Source organism: Sphingomonas bisphenolicum (assembly GCF_024349785.1).
GTDB lineage: Bacteria > Pseudomonadota > Alphaproteobacteria > Sphingomonadales > Sphingomonadaceae > Sphingobium > Sphingobium bisphenolicum.
Window position 1 is genome coordinate 286618 of the sequence record NZ_AP018817.1, and the last position, 11851, is coordinate 298468.

Annotated in this window: 15 protein-coding genes; 12 read left to right on the plus strand and 3 right to left on the minus strand. The window is 64.4% G+C overall.

Annotated elements, in window-relative coordinates; genetic code table 11:
• The first annotated feature begins 30 nt into the window (after positions 1 to 30).
• The 8 genes from SBA_RS01345 to SBA_RS01380 all read left to right on the plus strand — a co-directional run bounded on the left by SBA_RS01345 (position 31) and on the right by SBA_RS01380 (position 5962).
• Positions 31 to 1380 carry a M48 family metalloprotease gene (locus SBA_RS01345; RefSeq protein ID WP_261936651.1) on the plus strand — a complete coding sequence of 450 codons (1350 nt, stop codon included), beginning with the start codon at positions 31 to 33 and terminating at the stop codon, positions 1378 to 1380.
• A gap of 2 nt (positions 1381 to 1382) precedes the next feature.
• Positions 1383 to 2147, plus strand: coding sequence for a DsbA family protein (locus SBA_RS01350; protein ID WP_261935639.1), 765 nt, complete (start codon positions 1383 to 1385; stop codon positions 2145 to 2147).
• 206 nt (positions 2148 to 2353) lie between these two features.
• Positions 2354 to 2488: a 50S ribosomal protein L34 gene (rpmH, locus tag SBA_RS01355; RefSeq protein WP_021317369.1), complete on the plus strand. Its 135-nt coding sequence runs from the start codon at positions 2354 to 2356 to the stop codon at positions 2486 to 2488.
• Positions 2489 to 2520: 32 nt separating this feature from the next.
• On the plus strand, positions 2521 to 2934 hold the full coding sequence (rnpA, locus tag SBA_RS01360; RefSeq protein ID WP_261935640.1) for a ribonuclease P protein component: 414 nt from the start codon (positions 2521 to 2523) through the stop codon (positions 2932 to 2934).
• On the plus strand, positions 2931 to 3143 hold the full coding sequence (yidD, locus tag SBA_RS01365; RefSeq protein WP_224547901.1) for a membrane protein insertion efficiency factor YidD: 213 nt from the start codon (positions 2931 to 2933) through the stop codon (positions 3141 to 3143). The genes rnpA and yidD overlap by 4 nt, the downstream gene beginning before the upstream one ends.
• A gap of 32 nt (positions 3144 to 3175) precedes the next feature.
• On the plus strand, positions 3176 to 4879 hold the full coding sequence (yidC, locus tag SBA_RS01370) for a membrane protein insertase YidC (RefSeq protein WP_261935641.1): 1704 nt from the start codon (positions 3176 to 3178) through the stop codon (positions 4877 to 4879).
• A gap of 126 nt (positions 4880 to 5005) precedes the next feature.
• Positions 5006 to 5653: a ribosome biogenesis GTP-binding protein YihA/YsxC gene (gene yihA / locus SBA_RS01375; RefSeq protein ID WP_224547899.1), complete on the plus strand. Its 648-nt coding sequence runs from the start codon at positions 5006 to 5008 to the stop codon at positions 5651 to 5653.
• A gap of 6 nt (positions 5654 to 5659) precedes the next feature.
• Complete coding sequence (locus tag SBA_RS01380; RefSeq protein WP_224547898.1) at positions 5660 to 5962, plus strand: alkylphosphonate utilization protein; 303 nt, start codon at positions 5660 to 5662, stop codon at positions 5960 to 5962.
• A 7-nt stretch (positions 5963 to 5969) separates the two neighbouring features.
• On the opposite strand, the gene SBA_RS01385 is transcribed toward SBA_RS01380, so the two are convergent.
• Positions 5970 to 6521, minus strand: a complete 552-nt coding sequence (locus tag SBA_RS01385) for a 2'-5' RNA ligase family protein (protein ID WP_261935642.1) — start codon at positions 6519 to 6521, stop codon at positions 5970 to 5972.
• A 127-nt stretch (positions 6522 to 6648) separates the two neighbouring features.
• Here SBA_RS01385 and SBA_RS01390 point away from each other — a divergent pair, with 127 nt between their 5' ends.
• The 4 genes from SBA_RS01390 to SBA_RS01405 all read left to right on the plus strand — a co-directional run bounded on the left by SBA_RS01390 (position 6649) and on the right by SBA_RS01405 (position 9789).
• A complete protein-coding gene (locus SBA_RS01390; protein ID WP_224547896.1) occupies positions 6649 to 7095 on the plus strand; it encodes a pyridoxamine 5'-phosphate oxidase family protein in 447 nt (148 codons plus the stop codon).
• Between the two features lie 4 nt (positions 7096 to 7099).
• Positions 7100 to 7495: a DoxX family protein gene (locus SBA_RS01395; RefSeq protein WP_315975790.1), complete on the plus strand. Its 396-nt coding sequence runs from the start codon at positions 7100 to 7102 to the stop codon at positions 7493 to 7495.
• 63 nt (positions 7496 to 7558) lie between these two features.
• On the plus strand, positions 7559 to 9607 hold the full coding sequence (locus tag SBA_RS01400; RefSeq protein WP_261935643.1) for a carbon starvation CstA family protein: 2049 nt from the start codon (positions 7559 to 7561) through the stop codon (positions 9605 to 9607).
• A complete protein-coding gene (locus tag SBA_RS01405; RefSeq protein ID WP_224547893.1) occupies positions 9604 to 9789 on the plus strand; it encodes a YbdD/YjiX family protein in 186 nt (61 codons plus the stop codon). Before SBA_RS01400 ends, SBA_RS01405 begins: the two co-directional genes overlap by 4 nt.
• Before the next feature lie 275 nt (positions 9790 to 10064).
• Here SBA_RS01405 and SBA_RS01410 read toward each other — a convergent pair whose 3' ends face one another.
• Both SBA_RS01410 and SBA_RS01415 read right to left on the minus strand, forming a co-directional pair.
• Positions 10065 to 11006, minus strand: coding sequence for an XdhC family protein (locus SBA_RS01410; protein ID WP_261935644.1), 942 nt, complete (start codon positions 11004 to 11006; stop codon positions 10065 to 10067).
• A 94-nt stretch (positions 11007 to 11100) separates the two neighbouring features.
• Positions 11101 to 11769, minus strand: a complete 669-nt coding sequence (locus SBA_RS01415) for a S24 family peptidase (RefSeq protein ID WP_224547891.1) — start codon at positions 11767 to 11769, stop codon at positions 11101 to 11103.
• Positions 11770 to 11851 lie beyond the last annotated feature (82 nt).

Consider the following 11851-nt stretch of genomic DNA (forward strand, 5'->3'; position numbering starts at 1 on the left):
CTGCCCCTCTTTGCCCATGGCGCGCCGCTGATGCGGGCGCGGCTCAAAATTTGCGTGCTGGCGATCGCCGCGCTCGCCTGCACGGCGCAGCCAGCGGTGGCCCAGCAAATATTGCGCGATGCCGAAACCGAAGCCTTCATGGCTGACATGTCGGGCCAGTTGGTCAAGGCCGCCGGCATGGAGCCGAAAAACGTCCAGGTCCTCGTCATCAACGACCCGGAAATCAACGCCTTCGTCGCGGGCGGCCAGATCGTCTGGGTGCATAGCGGGCTGATCGCCCAGGCCGACAATGTGAACCAGTTGCAGGGCGTCGTTGCGCACGAACTGGGCCATATCGAAGGCGGCCATGTCGTCCGCTTCGGCGAGGGGATCAAGGAGGCCACCGGCGTCACCCTGCTCAGCCTGGTGCTGGGCGCGGCCGCGATCGCGGCGGGCGGGGCGGAAGCGGGCATGGGCATCATGGGCCTGGGCCAGCAGGCGGCGATGACCAAGTTCCTGGCCTTTTCCCGCGGGCAGGAAAGCTCGGCCGATCTGGCCGGCGCGCGGTACCTGTCGAAGGCGGGTCTCAGCGGCAAGGGCAGCCTGGAATTTTTCAAGAAGCTGCAAAATCAGGAATATCGCCTCGCGATCCCGCAGGACAACAGCTACGGACGCACCCATCCGCTGTCGGGCGAGCGCATCAACGTGCTGCGCGAAGTCTATACCGTCGATCCGGCCTGGGACCGGCCGCCGGACAAGGTGCTGGAGGCGCGGTTCGAACGGATCAAGGCCAAGCTGATCGGCTTCGTGTCCGAACCCACCCAGACCTTGCAGAAATATCCCGAAACCGACCAGTCGATCCCGGCCCATTATGCGCGCGCCTATGCCTGGCATAAGGGCGCCTATCCGCAAAGGGCGCTGGACGAGGCCGACGCCCTGCTCGCCGCCGCACCGCATGACCCCTATTTCCTCGAACTCAAGGGCCAGATCCTGCTCGAGAGCGGCCGCCCGAGGGACGCGGTGGCGCCGCTGCGCGACGCGGTCAAGATCACCAACCAGCCGCTGATCTCAGTGCTACTCGCCCACGCGCTGATCGCGACCGAGGATGAGAGTAATTTCGCCGAGGCCGAGCAGGTGCTGCGCCTTGCGGTCCAGCGCGACCGGGAAAATCCCTTTGCCTGGTATCAGTTGGGCGTCGTCTATGAACGGCGCGGCGACACGCCGCGCGCGGCGCTGGCGACGGCGGAACGCTATGCGATGATGGGCGAACATCCCATGGCGCTGCGCAGCGCCGACGCCGCGATGCAGGGATTGCAGGCCGGCACGGTTGACTATCTGCGGGCGCAGGATATCGCGATGACATCCCGCGCCGCGATCGAGCAGCAGCTCAAGAAAAGATAGATATGACAGACCAGACCCGGCCCAGCTTTCGCGCGGCCCTTTCCAACAGGACGATACAGATGACCCTTGGCGCCCTCGCCCTGACCGCCATTGCCGGCGTCGCGCTGGCCGCGCAGGCGCCCGCCAGCGTCAACGCCAGTGACAAGGCCGCGATCGAGAAGATCGTCCACGACTATATACTGGAGCATCCCGAAATTATCCCGCAGGCGGTGGAGAAGTTGCAGGCCAAGCGCATGTCGAGCACCATCGACGCCAGCCGCAGCACGCTCGAAACCCCCTATGCGGGCGCCTGGGAAGGCGCGGCCAATGCCGATGTCATCGTGGTCGAATTTTTCGACTATGCCTGCGGCTATTGCCGCGCCTCTCTGCCCGACCTGGCCAAGCTGGTCGCGAACGACGCAAAGGTGAAGGTCGTCTATCGCGAACTCCCCATCCTGTCGGATGAAAGCAGCGCCGCGGCCAAGGTTTCGCTGCTGGCGGCCGAACGCGGTCAATATATGGCCTATCACAAGGCCCTGTACGGCGCGGGCAAGGTGACGCGCGACACGATCGTGGCGGCGGCGGCCAAGGCGGGCATCACCCGGTCGGAAGCCGAAGCCGCAATCGCATCGAGCAAATATGATGCCGAAATCCAGTCCAACATCGCGCTCGCCCAGAAATTGCAGGCCAGCGGTACGCCGACCTTCGTGATCGGCGGCCAGGTACTGAACGGCGCAGTGGGCTATGACGCGCTCAAGGACGGCGTGGCGAGCGCGCGGGGGAAGTAATCCTCATCCGTTCGCTTCGAACGTGCCGAGAAACGGGAAGCGCTCCGCTTCGTTTCTCGACCTCGCTCGAACGAACGGACTCTTCCGGCCTCAGCCATTGACTTCGCCCCCCCTTTTGCCTATCGGACGCCCCCTGACTGGCGGCCGCTGCTTTGGCGGCCCTTTTTTGTCACGCCTGATTCTCTAGTTGTTTTGAGGAATGAACGATGAAGCGCACTTTTCAGCCGAGCAATCTGGTTCGGAAGCGCCGTCACGGTTTCCGCGCGCGCATGGCGACCCCCGGCGGCCGCAATGTGATTCGCGCGCGCCGTTCGCGCGGCCGCAAGAGCCTGAGCGCCTGATCGACGCGCCGCCGTCCGCTGCGCCTGCCGTCATGAGCAGGCGTGCGGATTTTCTGGCGGCGAATCGCGGACGCCGCGCGCCTATGCCGGGATTCGTCCTGCTGGTGCGCGAACGCGGCGATGGCGACCCGGCGATGCGTATCGGCATCACGGTCACGAAGAAGATTGGCGGCGCCGTCATCCGCAACCGGATGAAGCGCCGCTTTCGCGTTCTGGCGCGCGCACTGCTGCCGGCCCATGGCATTGCCGGCGCGGATCATGTGCTGATCGGCCGCGAAGGCGGGATCGAACGCGACTTTGCGCTGCTGCACGCCGAACTGGGCAAGGCGCTCGGCAAGATCATGACGCGCCCGGTCGATCCGCCGCGCGGCCCGGCACGCCCCCGCAGGGGCAAACCCGCCAAAAAGAGCGATACGCCTGCGGCGCGTTCAAGCGAACAGCCGTGATCGCCCGCCTGCTGATCCTGATCGCGCGCTTCTGGCAACTTGGCCCTTCGCGCGTCCTGCCCCCTACCTGCCGCTACGCCCCCTCCTGTTCGGAATATGCGATTCAGGCGATCCGCAAATATGGCGCGATCAAGGGTAGCTGGCTGGGGTTCAAGCGGCTAATGCGATGCCACCCATGGGGCGGGTCGGGCTACGACCCGGTCCCCTGACCCGATAGACATAAGACGGCGGAGCCGAACACGTGGACGACAAGAAGAATATCATTCTGGCGGTGCTGCTGACCGCGGCGATCCTGTTCGGCTGGCCCTATGTCTCGCATTATGTCTTTCCCGCGGCCAATCCGCCGGCGACGAAGATCGAAGGCGGCAAGACCACCCCGGTTGCGGCCCCCGGCACCGACACGGCCGACGGCCCTGCGACGATTCGCGACCGCGCCATCGTGCTGAAGGAAAGTCCGCGCGTGCCGATCCGTACGCCCAAGCTGACCGGATCGATCAACCTGCGCGGCGCGCGCATCGACGACATCGTGCTGCCAACCTATCGCGAGACGATCGCCAAGGATTCGCCCGCCGTTCGCCTGTATAGCCCCAGCGGCACGCAGGACGCCTATTTCGCCGGCTTCGGCTGGCAGGGCGAAGGCCTAAAGACGCCGAACAGGGACACGCTCTGGACCGCGCAGGGCAGCGAACTGACGCCGACCAGCCCGGTGACGCTGACCTGGAACAACGGCGCGGGCCAGACTTTCGAAATCCGCCTGTCGGTCGATGAAAATTACATGATCTCGGCCGCGCAGAAGGTGTCGAACAGCGGCGCGGGCGCGGTGGGCGTGAAGCCGTACAGCTATATCAGCCGCACCGGCATCCCCAAGGACCCCGACACCTGGACCATCCATGTCGGGCCGATGGGCGTGTTCAACGGCGCGGCCAACTATGACGTGAACTACAAGGATCTGGACAAGGGTCCGTCGACTCAGAGCTTCCAGTCCAAGGGCGGCTGGATCGGCTTCACCGACAAATATTGGCTGTCCGCGCTGATTCCCGGCGCCAACGCCGATTTCGCCGGCCAATTCCGTAAAGGCGCCGGCACGCAATATCAGGCGGACGCCGCGCTCGGTTCGACCATGCTGGCGCCCGGCAAGGCGGCGACGCAGAGCATTCGCCTCTATGTCGGCGCCAAGGAAGTGAAGACGCTCCAGGCCTATGAGCGGAACGGCGTGAAGTTGTTCGACCGAGCGATCGACTGGGGATGGTTCTACTGGTTCGAACAGCCGATCTTCGCGCTGCTCCACTGGCTGTTCGAAACGCTGGGCAATTTCGGCGTGGCGATCATCTGCCTCACTTTCTGCGTCCGCGCGCTCATGTTCCCGGTCGCCCAGCGCCAGTTCGCCAGCATGGCTGCGATGCGCGCGGTGCAGCCCAAGATGAAGGCGCTGCAGGAGAAATATAAGGACGACAAGCCGCAACTGCAGCAGAAGATGATGGAATTGTACAAGCAGGAGAAGGTCAACCCGCTGGCCGGCTGCCTGCCCATCTTCATCCAGATCCCGATCTTCTTCGCGCTCTACAAGGTATTGCAGTTGACGATCGAAATGCGGCACCAGCCCTTCGTCCTGTGGATCAAGGATCTGTCCGCGCCCGATCCGCTGCATATCTTCAACCTGTTCGGTCTGCTGCCCTTCACCCCGCCCTCTTTCCTGGCGATCGGTGTGCTGGCGCTGCTGCTGGGCATCAGCATGTATTTCCAGTTCAAGCTGAACCCGGCCCAGATGGACCCGATGCAGCAGCAGATCTTCTCGATCATGCCGTGGATGATGATGTTCATCATGGCGCCGTTCGCGGCGGGCCTGCTGGTCTACTGGATCACCAACAACTGCCTGTCGATGGCGCAGCAATGGTGGCTGTACAAGCGCCACCCCGTGCTGAGCACGGCGAGCGCAGCGAAGTAAGCCAAGCACCACGCCCGTTCGTTTCGAGCTTGTCGAGAAACGGATGCCAACGGCCCTCGACAAGCCTGTCCGGAGCGACTGCTGCAAGCAGTCAGTCGAAGGGCTCGAAACCGAACGGAGTGTGGAATGACGGACCAAGATAACGCGGACTTCATCGAGGAAGCGCGCAAGCTCTTCAGCGGGCCGATTTCCTTCCTCAAGTCCGCGCCCACGCTCGACTTCCTGCCCGACATGGACGTGAACGAAGTCGCCTTTGCGGGCCGGTCCAATGTCGGCAAATCCTCGCTGCTGAATGCGCTGACCAACCGCAATGGCCTCGCCCGCACCTCCAACACGCCAGGCCGGACGCAGGAACTCAACTTCTTCGACGTGGGCGAACCGCTGCGCTTCCGCCTGGTCGACATGCCGGGCTATGGCTATGCCAAGGCGCCCAAGGACATCGTGCGCAAATGGAAGTTCCTGGTGAACGACTATCTGCGCGGGCGCGCCTCGCTCAAGCGCGCGCTGGTGCTGATCGACAGCCGCCATGGCATCAAGGATGTCGACAATGACATGCTCGACATGCTCGATGGCGCGGCGGTCAGCTATCGCATCGTCCTGACCAAGGCAGACAAGATCAAGGCGAGCGAATTGGCGGCCGTGACCAAAGCCACCGCCGACGCGATCCGCAAGCGCCCCGCCGCCCATCCCGACATCATCGTCACGTCGAGCGAAAAGGGCATGGGCATCCCCGAATTGCGCGCAGCGGTGCTGCAAAGCGTGACCCAGGGATAGATGGCCATGGCCGACGACGACTATGTCTATGACGAAGCCAGCGGCGAATGGATCAGCGCGGCGAACGCCGCAGCGGCAACCGATGCCATCGATCCCGTCGAAGTCCGCGATTCGGTCGGCAATTTGCTGGCCGACGGCGACCAGGTCACGTTGATCAAGGATCTGACCGTCAAGGGTGCGGGCCAGACGTTGAAGCGCGGCACGCTCATCAAGTCGATCCGCCTGACCGGCGACGCCCAGGAAATCGACTGCCGCTATGACGGAATCAAGGGTCTGGTGCTGCGCGCGGAGTTCGTCCGCAAACGCTGAGAGGCCGTCAGAACAGGCTATATTGCGCATCGCCCTTTAGCGGCCAGCAGCCCACTATCTCATGCCGGGTGCGGCCGACATGGCTGCACAGCAGCACCACTTCCTCCACATGCCAGCCGAACCCGTCGATGCGCCGCTGCTGCGGCCGCCCGTCGCTATAGTATAGGGTCTGGTGCGGGCTGAAGCTCCAGCCCGGACGCGGCGTCGCCCCGGCGCGCGCCATTGCGGCGGCGACCTGTTGTTGCACCTTCTTCAATCCCGCAATGCTGCGCGATGGCCGTAGGGCCGCCGACCGGCCGCCAAAGTTCACACCGTCCATCAGCAGGTCGAACGGCTCCGCCATGATCCCCGCCGCTGCCCGGCGCAGCGCCTTGATAAGTTCATAGGGATAGTCCGGCCAGTCGGTCGTGATGCCGAGCGTGACATGCTGATGTTCGGGACGGATGCGGTCCGCCCCCGGCGCCAGCGTCGCGGCGAAATGGTCGATCTGCCGCGCGACGACCGGCGGCGGCTTGAGCGCGAAAAAGGGGCGGTAAAGCAGCGCGGCGCGGCTTTCCATGGCGGCAACTCCCGAATCATATCCGATATGTTCATTATATGTTCTTATGAACAGAAGTCGAATCCGATCGATGGAACCCGACTCGCCCTGTCCTGCGTTAAGACCCGATCGAGCAGAGGAGACGCACATGGTGCAGCACACGATGGCCAGCCTGGCCGAAAAGATGCAGCATATCGATTTTGCCATGCTGTCGACCCATACGGAGGATGGCCATATCGGCGCTCGTCCGATGAGCAACAACCAGGATGTGGCCCATGGCGGCGACAGCTATTATTTCACCACCGAAGACACGCTGATGGTCCGGGATATCGAGCGTGACCCGCGGGTCAGCCTGTCCTTCCACGGCAAGAGCGGGCTGTTCGGCCAGCGCCCGTTGTTCATCGCGCTGGAAGGCCGCGCCGACCTGATCCGCGATCGGGCCCTGTTCGAGGAACATTGGAACCCCGATCTGGAGCTTTGGTTCGAGAATGGCGCCGACACGCCTGGACTGGTGATGATCCATGTCCATGCCGAACGCGCCCATTATTGGGACGGGCAGGATGAAGGCGAGCTTGAAATCGACGTGATGCATTAAGGCCGTGCACGGCCGGACCATCGCCCGACTGGTGCTGGCCGCCGCCTATGCCTTTGCCGGCATTGCGCATCTGACGCGACCCGGCGGTTTCATCGCCATAACGCCGCATTGGGTACCGATGCCCGAAACTGTCGTGGCGTTGACCGGTGTGGCGGAACTGGCGGGGGCGCTGGGTCTGATGATCCCCGGTCTGCGCCGAGCGGCCGGGATAGGCCTGGCACTCTATGCGCTGTGCGTGTGGCCCGCCAATATCAATCACGCGCTCAACGACATCCCCCTGGGTGGGGTGCATCTGAGCTGGTGGTATCACGGACCCCGGCTCACGTTGCAACCCGTCATCATCTGGTGGGCGCTCTGGGCCAGCGACGTCATCGACTGGCCGTTTCGGCAGCGCCGCTAGGCGGTTGTGTTTCGGAGGGGGGGATTAGGGTGCCGACGTCCCCCCAACCGCTCTGGAGCGCATGTGACCCGGCACCTACCCTGGATTTTGACCGCTTGTCTCGGCGCGATCGCGCTCGGCGTCGTCGCGGTGTCGCGCGGCGAGGCGGTCAACGCGCTGTGGATCGTGGTCGCGGCGGTCTGCTGCTTCCTGGTCGCCTATCGCTATTATGCGCTGTTCATCGCCCGCCATGTGATGCGGCTCGACCCGGCGCGCCCCACCCCGGCGCTCCGCCGCGCCGATGGCCTCGACTATGTCGCGACCGACAAGTCTGTCCTGTTCGGCCATCATTTCGCAGCGATCGCGGGCGCAGGACCATTGGTCGGGCCGGTGCTGGCCGCGCAGATGGGCTACCTCCCCGGCACATTGTGGATCATCGTGGGGGTCGTGCTGGCGGGCGCGGTGCAGGATTTCATGGTCCTGTTCATCTCCATGCGCCGCGACGGCAAGTCGCTGGGCGAACTGATCCGCATGGAAATGGGGCAGGTCGCCGGCACCATCGCCCTGTTCGGCGCCTTCATGATCATGGTCATCATCCTGGCCGTACTGGCGCTGATCGTGGTCAAGGCATTGGCGGAGAGCCCCTGGGGCATGTTCACCGTCGCCGCCACCGTGCCGCTGGCCATGGCGATGGGCGCCTACACACGCTGGATCAGGCCCGGCCGCATCGGCGAAGTGTCGCTGCTGGGTCTCGTCGGCCTGCTCGCTGCGATCGTCTATGGCCAGGCGGTATCGCTGTCGTCGGTCTGGGGTCCGATCTTCACCTTCACGCCGGTCCAACTCTGCTGGATATTGATCGGCTATGGTGCGGTCGCTTCCGTCCTGCCGGTGTGGCTGCTGCTCGCGCCGCGCGACTATCTCTCGACCTTCCTCAAGATCGGCGCGATCGCGGCGCTGGCCATCGGCATCGTCATCATGGCCCCGCCGCTCAAAATGCCTGCCCTTACCCAGTTCGTCGGCGGCAACGGCCCGGTCTGGTCGGGCGGCCTCTTCCCCTTCCTGTTCATCACCATCGCCTGTGGCGCGGTGTCGGGCTTCCACGCGCTGATCGCCAGCGGCACCACACCCAAGCTGATCGCAAGCGAAGCCCATGCGCCGATGATCGGCTATGGCGCGATGCTGATGGAGGCGTTCGTGGCGATCATGGCGCTGGTCGGCGCGTCGATCCTGGACCCCGGCATCTATTTTACGATGAACAGCCCGGCCGCGCTGATCGGCACCGATGCGGCCAGTGCATCCGCCGCCGTCACCGCCATGGGCTTCCCGATCTCGCCCGACCTGATCGCCCAGACGGCGAAGGATGTCGGCGAACATAGCATCATCAGCCGCGCGGGCGGCGCGCCGACGCTGGCGGTGGCGATGGCGGAAATCTTCAGCCATGTCGTCGGCGGCCCGGCGATGAAGGCCTTCTGGTATCATTTCGCGATCCTGTTCGAGGCCTTGTTCATCCTGACCGCCGTGGACGCCGGCACCCGCGCCGGGCGCTTCATGTTGCAGGATCTGATCGCGCTGGCCGTGCCGTCCTTCAAGGACACGACCAGCCATGTCCCCGGTATCGTCGCCACCGGCCTGACCGTCGCGGCGTGGGGCTTCTTCCTCTATCAGGGCGTCACCGATCCGCTGGGCGGGGTGAACACACTCTGGCCGGTGTTCGGCATCTCCAACCAGATGCTGGCGGCGATCGCGCTGATGCTGGGGACGGCGGTGCTGTTCCGCATGAAGCGGGACAAGTTCGCCTGGGTGACTTTGGTCCCTACCGTCTGGCTGCTGATCTGCACCCTGTCGGCGGGCTGGCTCAAGCTGTTCGCGGCCGATGCCAAGGTCGGCTTCCTCGCCCATGCGGCGAAGTTCAGCGCGGCGGCGGACGCAGGCAAGGTGCTGGCCCCGGCCAAGTCGATGGCGGAAATGCAGCGCATCATCTTCAACGACCAAATCGACGCCGCGCTGGTCGCGCTGTTCCTGGCGGTGGTGCTGGCGCTGCTCTTCTTCACCGTCCGCACCTGCCTCGCCGCCCGGCGAATCGCGGCCCCAACCGCACGCGAAATTCCTTCGCAACTGGTGCCGGCCGAATGAGCGGGTTGTTCGATACCCTTCGCCGTACCGCGCGACTCATGGTCGGGATGCCTGACTATGACGCCTATCTGCGCCACATGGCCGCGCATCATCCCGAGCGTCCCGCGATGAACCGCACCCAGTTTTTTCGCGACCGGCAGGAAGCCCGCTATGGCGGCAAGAATGGCGGCCGCTGTTGCTGAAAATATCCTGTCGAAACAAGGCGGATAGCGACTCTTGGCGGAAGTCGTTATCCGCAGAATATCGCAACTCTTGTAATATTACGACTGTAAAATCGGATGGCACGACAAGAAATTTCGCAAATACGTCGTTAGGGGTATTGATCCATCCCGCCGCTTTGCTAGGGCGCGCCATCCTTTGTGCCCGACAGCGTAAGGGATGTGTCCCCTGCCCATCCCTTGCGGCAGGGGGCACGCATCGCCCTTAGCATCTGGGCATCAGCGCGAGGTTCGCGCCATCAGATGTTTTCCATCCGATGAGCAATCGCTCGGGCGTTGAACCCGGCCACCATCCCTGCCGTGATCGACAGCGCGATTTCCGCCGCGCCGATCGCGCCGATATCCAGCCCGGCCGGCCCGTCGATACGGGCAAGATCGTCGGCACCAAAGCCCATCGCCCCTAGCCGCTCCAGCCGCGCCGCATGGCTCTTGCGCGATCCCAGCGCCGCGACATAACCCGTCGATGCGCGGAGCGCCGCCACCAGCGCAGGGTCGTCGATCTTGATGTCATGGCTCAATGTCACCACCGCGGTTGATTCGCCCGGGAAGCGCGCCGCAATCGCCTCGTCGGGCCAACGGTCGTCCAGTTCCACGCCGGGAAAGCGCTCCGCCGTCAGGAAGCGGCCGCGCGGGTCGATCACCACCGGCGTCACCCCGATCGCCTGCGCCAGCGGCACCAGGCTCTGGGCGATCTGCACCGCGCCGACGATCAGCAGACGGCGCGGCGGATCGTAGCGATTGAGGAAATCCCCTTCTCCCGCCACCTCGCGCGTCACGCCGCTGTTCAGGTCGGTCGCCAGCGTCAGCGCCCGGCCGCGCGCGCTGGCGGCGGCGATCCGGTCGAACAATCCGGGCGCGAAGCCGGCCTCGTTCACCGGCTGGACCAACACCGCGATCTCGCCGCCGCAGGGCAGTCCGACCTCCCAGGCGTCGCCATCGGCGACGCCATAGCGTTCCACATGGGCAGAGCGGCCGCCGATCACTTCCGCAGCGCGCTGCAGCACGGCGCTTTCGACGCAGCCGCCCGAAATACTGCCTTCGAACCGGCCATCGGCGTGGACGATCATATGGCTGCCCCGCGGCCGCGGCGCCGATCCCCAGGTCGACACCACCGTCGCCAGCGCCATGCGCGCGCCGCGCCATTCGATCGATTTGCGGATAATCGATTCATTATCGTTCAATCGGAATTCCCGGAAGTTCTGAAACTTCGTCCATTTCGTGCCTATGATAGGAACCGCCCTACAGGATGGGATGCGGCCCCGCGCAATTCAACGCCTAATGCAAGCGCCTGCCGCTCCAGACGACCCGGCCGACAATATCCACCAGCGCCGGATCGATATCCGCCCAGTCGGGATAGTGCGGATTGTCGCTGACCACGCTGAACCAGCCGCGCCGCGGCCCCATGGCGACCCGCTTGACCATCAGCACGCCGTCCAATCGCAGCACGTAGACGCCATCGCGGAGCCGGCCGGCGTCATCGTCATGATCGACCATGATATCGTCACCGTCGTTGAGCGTCGGCGCCATCGATTCGCCATCGACCCGGATGATAGACACACGCTGCGGCCGCACACCCAGATGGCGCAACCAGCGCGCGTCGAACGCCATCACGCCCGCCGCCTGCTCATCCTCGTCCAGCGACCCTTGCCCCGCAGACGCGCCCAGCGCCAGACGCGGCACCGCGACCACCGCAGGGATGCCGCGCACCCGGACGGGCGCAGCGACCGGCGGCGTCGCGCCGCCCAGCATCTGTTCGGGTACGCCGAAATAGCGCGCCAGCACATGGCGATCCTCCTCGTCCAGCTTGCGCGGGGTGCCGCGCTTGATGAACTGCTGGATATAGGCCGGATTGCGGCCGATCAGCCGGGACAGATCGGCATAATTTTCTCCCCGATCGGCAATCAGTCGATCGAGCGCAATCCGGGCATGTTCCGATTCATCCATATCCAATCCATAATGATAGGAATTTTCCTAGACAAGTAGGAAATTGGCTTAGAGATAGGAATAAACCTATCGACTTGCAGCG

Excerpts from the sequence above, each read along its gene's own strand:
- SBA_RS01345 (WP_261936651.1), top strand. The coding sequence starts at position 31 with ATGCGGGCGCGGCTCAAAATTTGCGTGCTGGCGATCGCCGCGCTCGCC.
- SBA_RS01350 (WP_261935639.1), top strand. The coding sequence starts at position 1,383 with ATGACAGACCAGACCCGGCCCAGCTTTCGCGCGGCCCTTTCCAACAGG.
- rpmH (WP_021317369.1), top strand. The coding sequence starts at position 2,354 with ATGAAGCGCACTTTTCAGCCGAGCAATCTGGTTCGGAAGCGCCGTCAC.
- rnpA (WP_261935640.1), top strand. The coding sequence starts at position 2,521 with ATGAGCAGGCGTGCGGATTTTCTGGCGGCGAATCGCGGACGCCGCGCG.
- yihA (WP_224547899.1), top strand. The coding sequence starts at position 5,006 with ATGACGGACCAAGATAACGCGGACTTCATCGAGGAAGCGCGCAAGCTC.
- SBA_RS01380 (WP_224547898.1), top strand. The coding sequence starts at position 5,660 with ATGGCCGACGACGACTATGTCTATGACGAAGCCAGCGGCGAATGGATC.
- SBA_RS01385 (WP_261935642.1), bottom strand. The coding sequence starts at position 6,521 with ATGGAAAGCCGCGCCGCGCTGCTTTACCGCCCCTTTTTCGCGCTCAAG.
- SBA_RS01390 (WP_224547896.1), top strand. The coding sequence starts at position 6,649 with ATGGTGCAGCACACGATGGCCAGCCTGGCCGAAAAGATGCAGCATATC.
- SBA_RS01405 (WP_224547893.1), top strand. The coding sequence starts at position 9,604 with ATGAGCGGGTTGTTCGATACCCTTCGCCGTACCGCGCGACTCATGGTC.
- SBA_RS01415 (WP_224547891.1), bottom strand. The coding sequence starts at position 11,769 with ATGGATGAATCGGAACATGCCCGGATTGCGCTCGATCGACTGATTGCC.